Below are 16260 nucleotides of genomic sequence, written 5' to 3' on the forward strand. Positions count from 1 at the left end.
CCCATCGGAGCGATTACGGGATGCCCTGTGACGAGCGGCCGGCCCAGAACGGGCCGCGCCGGATCGCCTCGGGCAATGCAACAGGCTCAATAGGGCATGCCGAGAGGCGAACCGTCGCCGGGCCTCCTCTCGCCGGTCGTCGCCGGGAGCGTCAAGGCGACCCATAACACTGGTCGCCCTTCGAGAGCCGGAGCCTCAGGCGGTCTGCATGCTTGAAGCTGCGACATCCTGCTGCAGATCGTGCCGACCGAGATAGTCGACGGCGAGCTGCCGGAAGACGTGATCCACAATGGGCGACGACAAGGAGCCGTCCTGTCGGGCCGGCAGCAGGTGCCGCTGGGCCCAGGCCGGAGCAGTGAAGGCCGAAACGAAGGTCTCGATCGGCACGCCGTGCTGCAGCCCGAGCGAAACCGCCACGGCGACATCATTCGCCATCTGGTTCCGGCTGCCATCCGCCTGCACCGCATCGATCGACACCTGGGATGGCTGGCCGTCCTCGTTGTTCTTGGTGCGCAGGGAGACGCGATGGCCTGCAATGACCGCGGTGTGATGGACGCCACTCTCTGCCGCCTCGCCCGCATGAGCGCGGTAGTTCGCCTGGCTCATCCGGTTCGCGACCGTTTCCGCAACGACACGGATCCGGGTTGCCGGTGTCTGCTCGACGAATTCCTCCACCGCCTCGTCGTCCGTTTCATCCGCGATGAGCTGCGAATTGAGCGGCTGCGACAGCTTGGAACCATCGCGATAGAGGGCGTTGGCCTTGAGAGCGAGACGCCAGGACAGCTGATAGGCCGCCTTGCAATCCTCGACCGTGGCGTCGTTGGGCATGTTGACGGTCTTGGAAATCGCACCGGAAATGAAGGGCTGGGCAGCCGCCATCATGCGGATATGGCTCTCGACCGAAAGGTAACGCTTGCCATGGCGTCCGCAGGGATTGGCGCAGTCGAACACGGCCAGGTGCTCGTCCTTCAGATGAGGCGCCCCTTCCAGCATCATCGAGCCGCAGACATAGGTGTTCGCGCGCTCGATGGCGTCCTGGCTGTATCCCAGGAAGGTCAGAAGATCGAATTTCGGATCGTCAAGCCGTTCTGCGGGAACCTCCAGCTCATCGGTCAGGAAATCCTCGCCCAGTGTCCACTTGTTGAACACGAACTTGATGTCGAAGGCCGCCTTGAGGGACCTCTCGACCAGAGCCAGCTTCTCGTCCGTAAAGCCGTGAGCCCTGAGCGACTCGGGATTGATGCGCGGCGCTCCTTCGAGCGTGCCGTAGCCGATGGCGTAGGATTCGATTTCCGAGATCTCAGCTTCGCCATAGCCGAGCGTGCGGAGCGCCTCCGGCACGGCGCGGTTGATGATCTTGAAGTAGCCGCCGCCGGCCAGCTTCTTGAACTTCACCAGTGAGAAATCAGGCTCGATACCGGTGGTATCGCAATCCATCACCAGACCGATCGTTCCGGTGGGAGCGATGCAGCTGGCCTGCGAATTGCGGTAGCCATGCTTCTCCCCGAGATCGAGCGCCCGATCCCAGGCTTGGCGCGCATGGACAGCAAGTCCGGTGCCCAACGGCCCGAGCGTGTCGAGGGTTATCCCGTCCAGGGGCACGGGATTGGTCGACAGACCCTCATAGCCCTGGCTCTCGCCATAGGCGGCGCGCCGGTGATTGCGCATGACCCGGAGCATGGTGTCGCGATTGGGTTCATAGCCGCCGAACGGACCAACCTCTCCGGCGATCTCGGCCGAAGTGGCATAAGCGACACCGGTCATGATAGCCGAGAGAGCGCCGCAGATGGCACGGCCGGCATCCGAATCATAAGGGATTCCGGATGTCATCAGGAGGCCGCCGATATTGGCGAAGCCGAGCCCGAGCGGACGATACTCATGGGTGCGCCGGGCAATCGCCCGGGACGGGTACTGCGCCATGGCCACCGAGATCTCCAGGGCCAGCGTGCCGATCCGGCAGGTGTGCTCGAAGGCTTCGACGTCAAACCGGCCATTCTTGGCCCGGAACTGCAGCAGGTTCACGGAGGCAAGGGTCGCGCCCGTATTGTCGAGGAAGAGGAACTCGGAGCAGGAGTTCGAAGCCCGGATCTCACCGCCCGCCGGGCTGGTGTGCCAGTCGGCGATGGTGGTCTGGTAGTGGATGCCAGGATCGGCGGAGGCCCAGGCGGCATGGCCGATCTTCTCCCACAGCTCCCGAGCGCGCACGGTCTTCATGGTTTGGCCATCCCTGCGGGCCTTCAGATCCCACAGGGCATCGCGTTCCACGGCCTCGAGGAAGGCGTCAGGCACGCGAACCGTATTATTCGAGTTCTGGCCGGCAACCGTGAGGTAGGCCTCCGAATCCCAATCGGAGTCGAAGACCGGGAATTCCATCGACAGATAACCCTGCCGCGCGAACTCGATGGCCCGGCGGATGTAGTTTTCAGGAATCTGGGCCTTGCGTGCCGCCCGCATCTCCCGGCGCAAGGCCTGGTTCGCGTGCGGATCGAAGGCATCGGAACCATCGAAATGGATGCAGGCCCGCATGATCGCGTTGAGGTGCATCGCGCAGAGCTTGGAGCCCGTCACGAGCGAAGCGACCTTCTGCTCCTCCCTCACCTTCCATTCGACGAATTCCTCGACGTCGGGGTGATCCATATCGACGATCACCATTTTGGAGGCCTTTCTTGTCGAGCCTCCCGCAGTGACGAGGCCGGCCGCCCGGTCCCCGGCGCGCAACACGGCGATCAGCCCGCAGGCCTTGCCGCCGCCGGACAAGGATTCCTGGGCGCCGCGAATGTTGGAGAAGTTGGCACCCGTGCCCGACCCATACTTGGCGATGCGCGCCTCATCGGCGATGTGCGACAATACGCCGCCCTCGTTCACGAGGTCGTCGACGACTTCCTGGATGAAGCAGGAATGGGTCTGGGGTCGCTCATAGGCATTCCGGGATACCCGAATCTCGCCATTCCGCTCGGCGTAGAAATGCCCCTGGCTTGGTCCTTCAATGCCATAGGCCCAGTGCAGGCCGGTGTTGAACCATTGGGGTGAATTGGGCGCAATTTTTTGCGTCGCAAGCATAAAGCGCAGCTCATTGAAGAAATGGCTCGCGTCATTCTCCGTCTGGAAGTATCCGTACTTCCATCCCCAATAAGTGGTAGCTCCCGCAATTCGATCGAAAACTTTGCGCAAATCGGCCTCGCATCCGTAGCGATCGGCTGCCGGCAAGCGGGACAATGCCTCGAGATCGGGAACCGAGCGCCAGAGCCAGGAAGGTACTCCCTCTTCGGGAACCTGCTTGAGGCACGTCGCAACATCAGTCTTTCTGAAGTATTTCTTTGCGGCGACATCGACGGCAATTTGGCTCCATCCTTCCGGTGCGATCATCTCTGAATGACCGAAGGCGACAGATCCATCCGAATTCCGAATTTCACTTGCTGTCTTCCTAAAGGAAAGCAGTGCGTACGGATCCGCGACGCTAGAAGTATACACAGCACGAACTTTCATAACAACCTCGCCAGCAATCAGTATCAATTAGGCGATCTATTCACGCTTTCCGCGCTGTGAAGATTTGTCGCCTCGTGGCCATCCTAGCATCAAATTTCCCCGACCCAATGCCATAGAATGCAAATGTCATTATTTAGCCTAGGGCTGCCTCGAATATGTGCAGTTCAAGTTCCCTGACAAGCAGCGATCTATTGGCGTCATATCAACTCCCAGGCATCAGCTCGCGCACGGAGACCGGACGCGATGATGCCTCTTCATAAGCGACACGCACAACCATTTTACGCCGGTAATTGTCGTTCTTCGAATATTGTTATTTTTTGCTTTCAACCCGCCAGCCTCTCCGAGGCGGCGCGAATCCCCTCCCTCTTGTGGCGATTCTGCCATTTATAGGCCCGGATTCCGCTGCCAGACGATAGATGCGGGCTAGGGACCTCAACCTTTGGTAGTAGGAAAAAATCCGCGGTCGTGTGCAATTCTGGACGCTCAGCCATGTCTTAGGATTCCGAGCTAACGACCAAATTAGGTACGCCGGCTATGTCCGTCCAGTTGGTTCTCGCGATCTGTCTGGATTGAATATGAACATCCCTTTTGCAGAGCTTTCTTATACTTCTCGCTCCGGTCAGGTTTTGGATTCCCATCTGGAAAACATTAGCCGCGAAAATACTTTGGATTACTCGCCGGCTCTTTCCGGATACCCAGAAACTCTCAAGTCAGAGATTTGTGTAATCTCCGAGACTATGCTCTTCAGAACCTGCCTTGCGCGCTGTTTAACAGCGGCAATGACGGAATTTACAGTCAGTTCTTTCGCAAATATCGAGGAATGGTCGCAAAATACCAATCAAGCGCCGACGAAGATCATGCTTCTGTGTGCGAACGGCCAGAAGGAAACCGAAGAATTCATCAATGAGGGGCTGGATGCCATTCTCCAGTTTGACGCTCGCGCACGGCCCGTCCTCATTTCCGACGTCGACCAGCCCAGCCAGATGATTGCGGCCCTGAACAAGGGCGCGAAGGGCTATGTGCCGATCAGCCTGGATCTGGAAATCGCGACCGGCGCGATCAAGCTGGTGGCGGTGGGAGGCACCTTCATTCCGGCCAGCGGCCTTCTGTCGGCAAGGCCCGCCAGTCAGCCGCGACCAGAGGTGCGGCTGAGCAGCGACCTGCTCACGGATCGGCAGGTCGCCGTCCTGGAACACCTGCGGAGAGGAGACCAGAACAAGATCATCGCTCACAAGATGAACATGAGCGAGGCGACCGTAAAAATCCATGTTCGCAATATGATGAAAAAATTGAAGGCGAAAAACAGGACGGAATTGGTCTGCCTGACAAACAGATTGCTTGGGCTGTAAGGCCGCCCCTCGCAGCAGTACGTTCTGCCGCGACCCTCTTGCCTGCCATTTCGAATACCGCGAAGAGATGACGGCACTCCCTGTGCCTTTTCAAACCATGGCCGGCGCATAGGCCTGCACCGCCGGCGGCCGGTAGCATGCCCGGGCTTCAGGTTCCCATCGCTGCATCATTCGCCGTCATCGACTTCGAGGCGGCGGCGCAATCGTCCCAGCAGCAGCGTTGCCTGACGCATGTCCCCCATGTCGATCGACTCGGCGAGCGCCTGCGCCCAGGGCTGCTGCAAGTGGGATGCAGCCGCATAGGCCGCGCTCCCTTTCTGCGTGAGCACGACCAACCGGGCGCGGCGATGATTGGGATTGTCGCGGAAGGCGACGATGCCCTCCCCCGCCAGCTCGTTGATGATACGCTGTACGCCCTGGCGGTTCAGCCCCATGGAACGGGCGAGGTGCGCCACGGGCTCGGGAATCGGCGCCAGGGCGATCGCGCCCAGCACCTGCCAGCGCGCGCTGGTAAGGCCGAGGTCAGCCACCAGCCTGTCACCTGCCGCAAGCAGGCGCCCATTCAGCCGGAAGATCTCGAGGATAAGGGCAGTGATCGCCTCGACGGATTGAGTCGCTTGCTCCTGCTTCATTGACAATGAATAACCAAATTGACAATATATTGTCAATTGTGGAGACAAAAATGATCACGGGACAGATTGCGCTCACCCTTGCGGCGGCCTTCGCGGGCGCTGCCTTCTATATCAATGCGGCCGAGCAGCCCGCCCGGCTCCAGCTCGGCGACGAGGCTCTGCTTGCGCAATGGAAGCCGAGCTACGCTCGCGGCTTCGCCATGCAGGCCAGCCTCGCCGTGATCGCGGGCATTTTCGGCCTCGTCGCGGCCTGGCAGAGCGGCGACTGGCGCTGGCTTCTCGGCGCGGCGCTGATCCTCGCCAACTGGCCCTACACGCTGCTCGGCATCATGCCGACCAACAAGAGGCTGGAAGGGACGGCAGCCGGGGATGCCGGCCCCACCTCGCGCGCCCTCATCGAGCACTGGGGCAGGCTGCATGCCGGCCGCACGGGGTTGGGGATCGCCGCGACACTGGCCTATCTGTGGGCGGCACAGTGAGGCGGAGCCCCCTCATCCGCACTCCAGTTCCCGTCTGAGCCAGGCACCAAAGGCCCTCACTTTTGCCGGCGGGCGTCCCCTTGCCGAAGAGACCAGCCAATAGGAAAGTCCAGTCGGCACAGGCGCGGGGAAAGGCGAAACCAGCCTGCCGTCGCGCAGCGCATCCTGGGCCAGGGTCTGCCAGCCGATCATCAGGCCCTGCCCGGCGATGGCCGCATCGAGGCAGAGCGCTGCATCCGAAAAGGTCGGTCCGGTGCCGAGCGGCAGGCCGGCCCGACCCTGGGCCGCAAGCCAGATTTCCCAGTTCTGTGGCGAGCCGTAATCCTGAATGACCGGGACATGGGAAAGGTCGTCGACCCCGTGGATGGCACCCGCCAGCGCCGGCGAGCAAACCGGGAAGAGCGCCTGGTCGAGCAGATAGTCTGCCTGCACATTCGGCCAGGGGCCGGCGCCGACACGCACCCCGACATCCACATCCGAAGCGGTGAAATCCACCAGCCCCACCGAGGCATCGATACGCAGTTGCAGGTCGGGATGAGCTTCGTGGAAACGGTGCAGGCGCGGCACCAGCCATTTCGAGGCAAAAACCGGTGCAACCGTCACCGTCAGCACGTGCTCCCCGCGGGCCTCCGCGACCGCCAGCGCCTGCGCGATCTCGCTAAACCCGCGCGAAAGTCCTGCCAGGAGTTGCTGGCCCAGCATGGTCGGCTCCAGCCCCCGGTGCGTGCGACTGAAGATCGGCCGTCCCAGGCGCTGCTCGGCCTTGAGCACCTGCTGGCTGACCGCGCCCACCGTCACGCCGAGTTCCTCCGCCGCCCGGGCCATGGAGCCGAGCCGCCCGGCCGCCTCGACCGCCCGCAGGGCGCTCAACTGATATCGCAGAAGGCTATCCATATAGTTTTACTAAAGGATGGCCGCGCAAAACTCCATTTCTTTCGAGGCTCTGCGAGAGGAAGGTCCGCTCATGAAAGAAAGGAGAGGATCATGCAGGCATCGAGGATCTTGCAGATCGTGCGCAACCGCTGGTCCAGCGTGACCGCCTGCCGCGATGAGGCACCGGAGCCGCTCGACCATCCCAGCCTGAGGGACATGAGCCCACAGGAACTGGCGGATCTGCCGCTGGAGCGCTGGGAGCTGGCGGATCTGCCGCTGGAGCGCTGGGAGCTTGCGCAGCCCCGCCCGCCCCTGGAAGCGGCGGCCTGCGAAAAGGGGCGCCAGGCGGCCTCCCTTTTTAAACACGACGGTTCAAGGCGGATCGTCTGACACTTTCTTGAGTGTCGTAGGGACGTCCACGCTTCTCGCGCTCACATGCCGCAATACGCTTACTTCAGCTAAGCTATATTCAGCTTAACCATCGGCGCGTTCATCAACCAAGTCGTCTTGGCTTGGTTTGCAGCTCGAATCCGCCGTGCACAAGCAGGGCTATGCCGTAGAGCGGCTCTGAGGGTTGACCAGCCTCTCATGCATGAAGTCCACGAACACCCGAACCTTGGGCGAGAGCTGGCGGTTCGAGGGCCAGAGCAGATGGAACAGTCCGGCGCCGTTCACATGGTCGGGCAGTACGAGTTCCAGCGCGCCGCTTTGCAGAAGATCGCGCACGATGAAGTCGGGCATGCAGCCGATGCCGATGCCGGCCAGCGTGGCGCCACGCAGCGCCTCCATATTGTTGCAGGTGAATACGGTGCGCAGACGTGGCTCCGCCTCGCCGGATCCGAGCACCAGCGGCCAGTCGAGCATCTTGCCGCTGTTGGGCAGGCGGAACTGGATGGCGCAGTGGCCGTCGAGATCCCGAATCCGCTTCGGCACGCCGCGCCTGGCAAAATAGGACGGCGCCGCGCAGAGGAGATGCTCGTAGCGGCAGAAGACGCGCGACATCAGCCGTGAATCAGGCAGGTCGCCGCTGCGAATGGCGACATCAACCCCTTCCTCGATCAGGTCCACCAGCCGGTCGTTGAAGTCGAGGTCGAGCTCGATCTCGGGATAGAGCAGCGTGAATTCAGGCAGCATCGGCATGAGCAGATGATAGGTGACGATCGGCGTCGAGACCCTGAGCTTGCCGCGTGGCGCCTCGCGCGCACCGGCGACGATAGCCCAGGCATCGTCGAGATCGTCGAGAATGCGGCGGCAGCGCTCATGGAAGAGCCGCCCCTCCTCGGTCAGCCTGATGCTGCGGGTCGAGCGCTGGAACAGGCGGACGCCGAGTTCATGCTCGAGCCGCACCACCGACTTGCCGACGGCTGAAGCCGAGAGGCCGAGCACGCGTCCCGCCGCAGCGAAGCTGCCGAGATCTGCCGTGCGCACGAAGGCCTGCAGCGTGCCGTGCCTGTCCATCTGCCATGCCTCGTGACGATGAGAGACCCCACCCTCTATAGCGGAGCGCCGGCACGCAGCAATGGCGCGGATGTTCGGATTGCGGAATTTCTTTCCGAGATCATCGGAAACCATGCCTGATTTTCGAGAGCATGCGGCCTGTCTAGATTGCTCGCAACGCCTGGCGCTGCAGCGCAGCATTCCGGCCAGGCCGGCGTCGCCGGGGCAATTCCTCTCTTCCGAGCACTCATCATGACCGATACGACCAGAGCAGGGAGCGCGGCCAGCAAGGCGCTCGTCCTTCTCGCCGTCTGCCTCGCCGCGGTGGCCATGCCGCTGACCTTCACCGGCCCGGCCGTGGCACTCACCGCCATCGCCCGAAGCCTCGGCGGCAACCCCGTGGCCCTCAACTGGGTAACCAACGCCTTCATGCTCACCTTCGGCAGCACCCTGATGGGGGCAGGCGCCCTTTCCGACAGCTATGGCCGCAAGCGCGTGTTCCTCACCGGCGTCGCGGCCTTCGCCCTGACCTCGCTCGCCCTGGTCGGGGCCCGTTCCATCCTGATGTTCGACCTGTTGCGCGCTGCGCAAGGCCTTGCGGCAGCGGCCGCCTTTGCCGGCGGCATGGCAGCGCTGGCGCAGGACTTCGACGGTCCCGCCCGCATCCGCGCCTTCAGCATCGTCGGCGCCAGCTTCGGCACCGGGCTTTCCTTCGGGCCGATCGCCTCGGGCCTGATGAGCGAGACCTTCGGCTGGCCGAGCATCTTCCTGCTCACAGTCGCCCTTACCGCCCTCGCCTTCGCCATCGGCCTGCTGACGATACGGGAATCGCGCGACCCTGAAGCCGTGGGGCTCGATTGGCCCGGCGCCATCAGCTTCACGCTGGCGCTGACGCTCTTCACCTATGGCGTGCTGCAGGCGCCGGAAAGCGGCTGGAACGACCCGCTGGTCATCAGCCTTCTCGCGAGCTCAACGGCCCTCCTTGCCTTGTTCGGCGTGATCGAGACGCGGGTGAAGCGGCCCATGCTCGATCTCTCGCTGTTTCGCTATGGCCGCTTCGTCGGCGTCCAGTTGCTGGCGGCTGCGCCCGCCTATGCCTTCGTGGTGCTGCTGATCCTGCTGCCGATCCGTTTCGTCGGCATCGAGGGCGTCAGCGAGATCGGGGCCGGCCGCCTGATGATGGCCCTCTCCGCCCCGCTTCTGGTGCTGCCGCTCGTCGCTGGCTGGCTGACGCGCTGGTTTTCCTCCGCGGTGATCTGCGGCACGGGCCTCCTGATCTCGGCCGTGGGCCTGTTCTGGCTAAGCTTCGTGCCGGCGGGCGGCAACCCCCTCGCACTGCTGCCGCCCATGGTGCTTATCGGCATCGGCATCAGCCTGCCCTGGGGCCTGATGGACGGGCTCGCCGTCTCGGTGGTGCCCAGCGAGCGCGCCGGCATGGCGACGGGCATCTTCTCGACGGTCCGCGTGGCCGGTGAGGGCGTGGCGCTCGCCGTCGTCAGCGCGGTGCTCTCGGCCCTCACCGCCTCGGACCTTGCGGGCGCTCACCCTCGCGAAGGCGCACAGAAGCTGGTGACCGGCGATGTGGCAGGCGCCGCCTCGCTGCTGCCCGACATGACGCGGGCCGCGCTGGTGCAGGCCTATGGCAATGGCTTTTCGACCCTGCTGATGCTGCTGGCAGGCATCACGGTGGTAACGGCGCTGGTGGTGTTCACCTTCCTGGGCGAGGGGCGCGTGGAGAAAGAGGTAGCTGCATGTGTCGAGGAGGGCGCGTAGGCTGGGAGCGCGGACTTCCAGTCCGCTCTTGAACTGAATCGGCGCGTAACAAAGGCGATCGATGGACGAAGATCGCGCCCCTGACTGAGCATGCTCTTCGGCAAGGCTTCGCCCCGCTCTCAAACGTCGCGGTTCAAGAGCGGACGGGGACGTCCGCGCTCCCAGTTAGATCGGCCTCGACCGATCGGCCTCCAGCCATTTGTCGAAGAAATAGGCGATTTGCCTGTGCCACCAGGGCCAGTCGTGGCTGACGTCCTGGCCCCAGAAATCGACCCAGGCGGGAACAGCCTTGTCGCGCAACACCGCTTCCAGGCGATGCAGATCCTGGGCCATCGGCTCTTCCCAGGCGCCCTGGCCGCAGCAGAAGAACAGGCGGCGGGAGCGGATGAGATCAAGCGTCCCGCCATCGGGCAGGCCGGGCAGATAGTCCACCGGCGAGTTGAAATAGATCTGCCCGTCCAGCGCAGGACCGAAGAAATGGCGCGTGGAATAGACGCCGCTCAGCGCCACCACGCCGGCCACCCAGTCAGGGAAGCGGCACAGGAAATTGCTGGCGTGGAAGGCGCCCATCGAACAGCCGGAAAGGATGGGCTTGCGCCCGCCCACATGCAGGATCTCCGGCAGCAATTCCTCGCGCACATAGCGGAAATAGGCTTCGTGCCGGCCGATGCGGCCCTGCAGGTCGTGGCTCTTGGAGAAGAAGCTCTCGCCATCGATGCCGTCGACCGTCCACACCCTGAGTTCACCCGCCTCGATCCGGTCGGCCAGCGCGCCGATGCCGCCGGAATCCTCATATTGGTAGAAGCGGCCATTCGAGGTTGGGAAGATCAGCACCGGACGGCCGGCATGGCCATAGGTCTTGAATTCCATCTCCCGCCCGAGGTGGTGACTGAACCTTTTGTGATACTCGATCTGCAACGCCTACTCCGTAGCCTGGATGAAGCGCACGATCGCTTTCACCTCATCGAAATCTTCCGAGCGGAACTGATAGGCGAAATTGCCCATCGCCCGGCTGAACACATCCTCGATCGGCGCGAAATGCACGATCCTGTCGCCGTGAGCCTCGAGGACCGCCCGATGGTCATTGATATAACGGATATGCTTCTTGCGGCTGGCGTAGCCGACGAAATAGCGCCCTTTGAACGGCCCACCGTTCTTGTTGTGCACCACCATCTCGGCCCACTCGCGATAGACATCCATGTCATAGGCGTAGTTGACGGCATCCGTCATCCAGGCGCCGGGCGGGCGCATGTTGATCTCCAGCGCCACGATGCGCTGGCCGGCCCGGGTCTGGAAGAATTCGATATGGAAGAATTTCTCGCGAATATCGAAGGCGGCGATGGCCGCCCGCCCGGCCTTCTCCACCTCGGGATCGATAGAGGGCAGGCAGTAGTAATTGAGGTGGGAGTCGGCATTCACCACCCCCATGATGCTCTGCTCGAAGCGGTGGCTGGCGGCAAAGACGATGCGCCCGTCACGGTCGACCAGCCCGTCATAGGTGAGGATGATGCCATCGATGAACTGTTCGCAGACATAGCTGACACCGGACAGCTTCGCCTTTTCGAAGGCGTCGAGATCCTCGGCTGAGGCGATCTTCACCGTGTTGCTGGCGCCCGAGCCCTGGTCCGGCTTGATCACGACCGAGTAGCCGACACGGGTGACGAAGGCTTCCACGCCGGCGCGGTCGACATATTTTTCCTGCCGGATGGTCTCGATGCCCGCTCTATCGAAGAAGTCGCGCATCTTCGACTTGTGCTTCAGGTTTTCGACGAAATCGCGCCGGATGCCGGGAATGTTGAAATCGGTGCGGATGCCGGCATCCTGCTCGAGCCAATGCTCGTTGAGGGATTCGAAACGGTCGATCCGGCCCCAGCGATGGATGAAATGGCCCATGGCGCGCAGCACCTGGTCCTCGTTCTCCATGTCGGCGATGCGGTAATATTCGTTGAGCGCGCCCTTGAGCTTGGGCGAGAGCTGCTCATAAGGCGCATCGCCGATGCCCAGCACCGTGGCGCCGGCCTGCCGCAGGCGATCGCAGAATTCCGCGCCATTGACGGGAAAATGCGGAGAAAAGAACACGAACTTCAAGGAGGGAAGCTCCTGGCGGGAAGACTCGCTCCCCGCTTACAGCATGATTGCCCCCAATTGAAGCTCTCCCACCCGACGAATCAGGCCTCGATCAACGGATGAGGCTCGAACTGCCTGCCGGCGGCTTCTCCAACCTGATAGGAAGGCGGATGCACGGCGCGGCGGCTGCGGCTTGTCTTGGTCGTAAAATTCAGGCCGAGCTTGTCGATCTCCTCATCGACCACCGAGTGTTTGAGCATAACGAGATCGCGGCCGCTGGATTTCACAGCCTTAGCCTGCCTGGCCTCGCGGATTGCCTGCAACTTGCCCGAGATGCCGCTTGCCAAGCCGACCTGGAAAGAGTTCAGGGCCGTGCGGCGCTGGCCGCCGTACAGGCCGAGATAGATTTCACCATGGCGGAACCTCTCGCTCTCGGCCTCGAAGGTCGCCTCGATCAATTCGTGCAAAAAGCGGGCCGCTTCGACATCGACCTTCAGGCCGAAATAGATATAGTGCCGGGAACCATCCTGCCCCTGTTGCACCCAGACCCGGCAGTCGCAGAAGGCCGCGATCGGCGGAACGCAATCGTCGATGGAGGCCCGCCTGCTGCGTCCCGTCTCCATTGTCACGCCGATAGCTTCGGATCTGCGCACCGAAACCTCGTCGAGCGACAGATCGTAGCGGGCGAGGAGTTCGGCGACCTTGGCGGCAGCGGCCATGGCCTCCTCTTCGCTGCAGCCCTGAGCGACCGTCTTGCCCCGCAAGCCGATGATGCGCTGGATGGCGCGATCAAGTTCGCTCTTGTCGGCCGTCCCGCTCTCTTTCACGCCCGGCGCATCCGCGAAGGCAAGCCGCGCCCGCAACCGCTTGAACAAGGCGCCGGCTCCCGGTTGCATCTGTCCATGTTCGATATAAGCGGCGATCTCGGCGCCGGCCTGGTCCAGAACCTCGGAATGACCTGCCACGCCGGCTTGGGCACGGCGGGCAATCGTCTCCATCCAGATTGCGGCGATACGCGCATAGGCATCGGCCAGTCCCTCCGGCGCCCCGAATTCAGCCTGGCCGAAGCAGCCGCAGGCATCCACCAAATTGGCGAGCGACGCCGCCTGCCTGATTTCAGCGATGAGTTCGACGTCATCGGCCGCATCTTCCAGGGCGATCCACTCAAGAGCGAGTCTTTCCGCCTCGCGTAAATTCGACAGGCGCTCGGCGATTGCGGCGAAAGCGTCATTCTCAAGAGGCATTGTCAGAAAACCGTGCCGCGCCATCTCACGATAAAGGGCGGCGGCGCAACGATAGCCGTTGCCAAGCGGCCGGCCCGGCTTGATGAAAGCCCTTGCGTTGGCCAACAGGGCCTCATCCATCAGGAAAAGCGGTGAGATGAGGACGTGACGTCCGCTCTCCAACGGGCAGAGCCGCATGGCTGTGAAGAAACCCGCCGCTTCGGCCGCGATCTTGCTGTTGAGGATGATCAGGCGTGCGCCGGTGGCGACATCCTTGACGCTGACCAGATCCTCATCCTGCCGTCCGATGATCTCGACCAAGTGAAACTGCGCGGTCGCAAGCGCCCGCAAGGCGGCGCGGTCTACATCGGTCGTCGCTTTGGCGGAGCGCAGATAACGGTCCATCATGGTGGACCCGCTCATCGAGGGCGTGAAGAGTTCAAGGTCATGCGCCATTGCCATCAGGCAGCTCCTGACGCTTTCGTCCTCGGGCACCTCCGCATGACCGGCCAGCCACCGGAACACGGTTTTCATGATCTGCCCACCGGCAACCAGCCCCTGCGCTAGGGCGTCTATGCGCGCTCCAAGGGCTTCCAGGATATCGAAATCGGCTTCGACATCGTCTCTCGCTCCATCCAGCGGCATAATGAAACCCTCTCGTAGCAAGGCTCGGCCTGGCCGCTCATCCCCATGACTTACGATGATGGGGCATCGAAGGAAGCGGCTGCCAGGTAGGCCGTTCATTTCGAATCAAGGGGAATCTTGCGCCTTTCCGGCATTAGCTTGCAACGGCCCAGCCGCTTTCCTCACAGCAACAAGGCCTTGGCAGTCAGCGTGTATCCGCGCCGGCGCGAACTCGTGCTGGCGAGTTTTCCCGAAGGCACGCGCCTGTCGGAGCCGGCTGGCGGCTTCCTGTTCTGGCTGGAATGCTCGGGCCTCGACGCGCTGGCGGCGGCGGCGGCAAGGTAGGAGGGCATCGCCGTGGCACCCGGGCCGATCTTCTCGGCCCATGGCGGGGTTGGGCACTGCCTGCGGCTGAGCGCGAGGCTGAAGCTGACGCCGAAGGTAGAGAGCGCAATCCGGCGTTTGGGAGAGCTGGCGCGGCGGAGTTAGTCCCCCGGGTGCGCGGACGTCTCGTCCGCTCTTGGACCACCTGCCGCAAAAGAAAGGGCACCAACCTCAACGGTGGCGCCCTTATTGCATGCGTTGTCGCTTCCAAGAGCGGACGAGACGTCCGCGCACCCGGGAAGAATCTTACTTGCCCACCATCGGCAGGTTCAGGCCCTGCTCCTTGGCGCAATCGATGGCGATCTGGTAGCCGGCGTCGGCGTGGCGCATCACGCCGGTGCCGGGGTCGTTGACCAGCACGCGGGCGAGGCGGCGGTCGGCGTCCTCGGTGCCGTCGCAGACGATGACCATGCCCGAATGCTGCGAGAAGCCCATGCCGACGCCGCCGCCATGATGCAGCGACACCCAGGTCGCCCCCGAGGCGGTGTTGAGCAGGGCGTTGAGCAGCGGCCAGTCGGACACGGCGTCCGAGCCGTCGCGCATGGATTCGGTCTCGCGGTTGGGCGAGGAGACCGAACCTGAGTCGAGATGGTCGCGGCCGATGACGATCGGGGCGGAGAGCTCGCCGTTGCGCACCATCTCGTTGAAGGCGAGGCCGAGGCGGTGGCGCTGGCCCAGGCCCACCCAGCAGATGCGCGCCGGCAGGCCCTGGAAGGCGATGCGCTCGCTGGCCATGTCGAGCCAGTTGTGGAGATGCTTGTCGTCGGGGATCAGTTCCTTGACCTTGGCGTCGGTCTTGGCGATGTCGGCCGGGTCGCCCGAGAGCGCGGCCCAGCGGAACGGGCCGATGCCGCGGCAGAACAGCGGGCGGATATAGGCGGGCACGAAGCCGGGGAAATCGAAGGCGTTCTCGACGCCGACTTCCTGGGCCATCTGGCGGATATTGTTGCCGTAATCGAAGGTCGGCACGCCCATCTGCTGAAAGGCTAGCATGGCGCGCACATGGGCGGCCATCGACTTCTTGGCCTCGGCGACGACATGAGCCGGCTCGGTGCGGGCACGCTCCTTGTACTCGGCCCAGGTCCAGCCGATCGGCAGGTAGCCGTTCAGCGGATCATGCGCGGAGGTCTGGTCGGTGACCATGTCGGGGCGGACGCCGCGGCGTACCAGTTCGGGCAGGATCTCGGCGGCGTTGCCCAGCAGGGCGATCGAGACGGCCTCCTTGCGATCGCAATGATGCTTGATGAGCTCGAGCGCGTCATCGAGATCCTTGGCCTGCTTGTCGACATAGCGGGTGCGCAGACGGAAATCGATGCTCTGCTGCTGGCATTCGATGTTCAGCGACACCGCGCCGGCGAGGGTCGCGGCCAGCGGCTGGGCGCCGCCCATGCCGCCAAGGCCCGCGGTCAGCACCCAGCGGCCCGCGAGGTCGCCGCCATAATGCTGGCGGCCGGCTTCGACGAAGGTCTCGTAGGTGCCCTGCACGATGCCCTGCGAACCGATATAGATCCAGGAGCCGGCCGTCATCTGGCCATACATCATCAGGCCCTCGGCATCGAGCTGGTTGAACTTCTCCCAGGTCGCCCAATGAGGCACCAGGTTGGAGTTGGCGATCAGCACGCGCGGGGCGTCGGCATGGGTCTTGAACACGCCGACCGGCTTGCCGGACTGCACCAGCAGCGTCTCGTCATTATCAAGCGTCTTGAGCGTGCGGACGATGGTGTCGAAGCTCTCCCAGTCGCGGGCGGCGCGGCCAATGCCGCCATAAACCACCAGCTCCTTGGGGTTCTCGGCAACATCGGGATCGAGATTGTTCATGAGCATGCGCAGCGGCGCTTCGGTCAGCCAGCTCTTGGCGTTGAGCTGGGTCCCACGCGGCGCGCGGATTTCGACATCACGGAAACGGGCATTGCTGAGCATGTATAGAGCCTCT

At 63.2% G+C, this 16260-nt stretch carries 12 protein-coding genes and 1 pseudogene; 5 read left to right on the forward strand and 8 right to left on the reverse strand.

Features of this window, described 5'->3' with window-relative positions:
• Nucleotides 1-234: 234 nt before the first annotated feature.
• Nucleotides 235-3486, reverse strand: a pseudogene (locus QQL24_RS30410) (adenosylcobalamin-dependent ribonucleoside-diphosphate reductase); the annotation flags it as partial.
• Nucleotides 3487-4061: 575 nt separating this feature from the next.
• On the opposite strand from QQL24_RS30410, the gene QQL24_RS30415 reads away from it, so the two are divergent.
• A complete protein-coding gene (locus QQL24_RS30415; RefSeq protein ID WP_284316053.1) occupies nucleotides 4062-4835 on the forward strand; it encodes a LuxR C-terminal-related transcriptional regulator in 774 nt (257 codons plus the stop codon).
• A gap of 167 nt (nucleotides 4836-5002) precedes the next feature.
• Here QQL24_RS30415 and QQL24_RS30420 read toward each other — a convergent pair whose 3' ends face one another.
• Entirely contained in the window at nucleotides 5003-5467 is a 465-nt protein-coding gene (locus QQL24_RS30420) for a MarR family winged helix-turn-helix transcriptional regulator (RefSeq protein WP_284316054.1), read from the reverse strand.
• A gap of 50 nt (nucleotides 5468-5517) precedes the next feature.
• On the opposite strand from QQL24_RS30420, the gene QQL24_RS30425 reads away from it, so the two are divergent.
• Nucleotides 5518-5946: an anthrone oxygenase family protein gene (locus QQL24_RS30425; RefSeq protein WP_431310774.1), complete on the forward strand. Its 429-nt coding sequence runs from the start codon at nucleotides 5518-5520 to the stop codon at nucleotides 5944-5946.
• 12 nt (nucleotides 5947-5958) lie between these two features.
• Here QQL24_RS30425 and QQL24_RS30430 read toward each other — a convergent pair whose 3' ends face one another.
• Nucleotides 5959-6840: a LysR substrate-binding domain-containing protein gene (locus tag QQL24_RS30430; protein WP_284316055.1), complete on the reverse strand. Its 882-nt coding sequence runs from the start codon at nucleotides 6838-6840 to the stop codon at nucleotides 5959-5961.
• 90 nt (nucleotides 6841-6930) lie between these two features.
• Here QQL24_RS30430 and QQL24_RS30435 point away from each other — a divergent pair, with 90 nt between their 5' ends.
• On the forward strand, nucleotides 6931-7209 hold the full coding sequence (locus tag QQL24_RS30435; protein WP_284316056.1) for a hypothetical protein: 279 nt from the start codon (nucleotides 6931-6933) through the stop codon (nucleotides 7207-7209).
• Between the two features lie 159 nt (nucleotides 7210-7368).
• Here QQL24_RS30435 and QQL24_RS30440 read toward each other — a convergent pair whose 3' ends face one another.
• Nucleotides 7369-8277 carry a LysR family transcriptional regulator gene (locus QQL24_RS30440; protein ID WP_284316289.1) on the reverse strand — a complete coding sequence of 303 codons (909 nt, stop codon included), beginning with the start codon at nucleotides 8275-8277 and terminating at the stop codon, nucleotides 7369-7371.
• Between the two features lie 231 nt (nucleotides 8278-8508).
• Between QQL24_RS30440 and QQL24_RS30445 the strand changes: the two genes are divergently transcribed.
• The gene (locus QQL24_RS30445) at nucleotides 8509-10029 is read left to right on the forward strand and encodes an MFS transporter (protein WP_284316057.1); all 1521 of its coding nucleotides are present in this window, start codon (nucleotides 8509-8511) and stop codon (nucleotides 10027-10029) included.
• Between the two features lie 165 nt (nucleotides 10030-10194).
• Here QQL24_RS30445 and QQL24_RS30450 read toward each other — a convergent pair whose 3' ends face one another.
• From QQL24_RS30450 to QQL24_RS30460, 3 genes are all read right to left on the reverse strand, one after another.
• Nucleotides 10195-10947 carry an esterase family protein gene (locus tag QQL24_RS30450; RefSeq protein WP_284316058.1) on the reverse strand — a complete coding sequence of 251 codons (753 nt, stop codon included), beginning with the start codon at nucleotides 10945-10947 and terminating at the stop codon, nucleotides 10195-10197.
• A 3-nt stretch (nucleotides 10948-10950) separates the two neighbouring features.
• Entirely contained in the window at nucleotides 10951-12108 is a 1158-nt protein-coding gene (locus QQL24_RS30455; protein WP_284316290.1) for an ATP-grasp domain-containing protein, read from the reverse strand.
• Between the two features lie 89 nt (nucleotides 12109-12197).
• Complete coding sequence (locus QQL24_RS30460; protein WP_284316059.1) at nucleotides 12198-13964, reverse strand: DUF7168 domain-containing protein; 1767 nt, start codon at nucleotides 13962-13964, stop codon at nucleotides 12198-12200.
• 177 nt (nucleotides 13965-14141) lie between these two features.
• Here QQL24_RS30460 and QQL24_RS30465 point away from each other — a divergent pair, with 177 nt between their 5' ends.
• Nucleotides 14142-14288: a hypothetical protein gene (locus QQL24_RS30465; protein ID WP_284316060.1), complete on the forward strand. Its 147-nt coding sequence runs from the start codon at nucleotides 14142-14144 to the stop codon at nucleotides 14286-14288.
• Between the two features lie 285 nt (nucleotides 14289-14573).
• Here QQL24_RS30465 and hutU read toward each other — a convergent pair whose 3' ends face one another.
• A complete protein-coding gene (gene hutU, locus QQL24_RS30470; protein ID WP_284316061.1) occupies nucleotides 14574-16247 on the reverse strand; it encodes a urocanate hydratase in 1674 nt (557 codons plus the stop codon).
• Nucleotides 16248-16260: the final 13 nt, after the last annotated feature.

Origin of the sequence: Labrys miyagiensis (assembly GCF_030160835.1) — a bacterium.
Classification (GTDB): Bacteria; Pseudomonadota; Alphaproteobacteria; order Rhizobiales; family Labraceae; genus Labrys; species Labrys miyagiensis.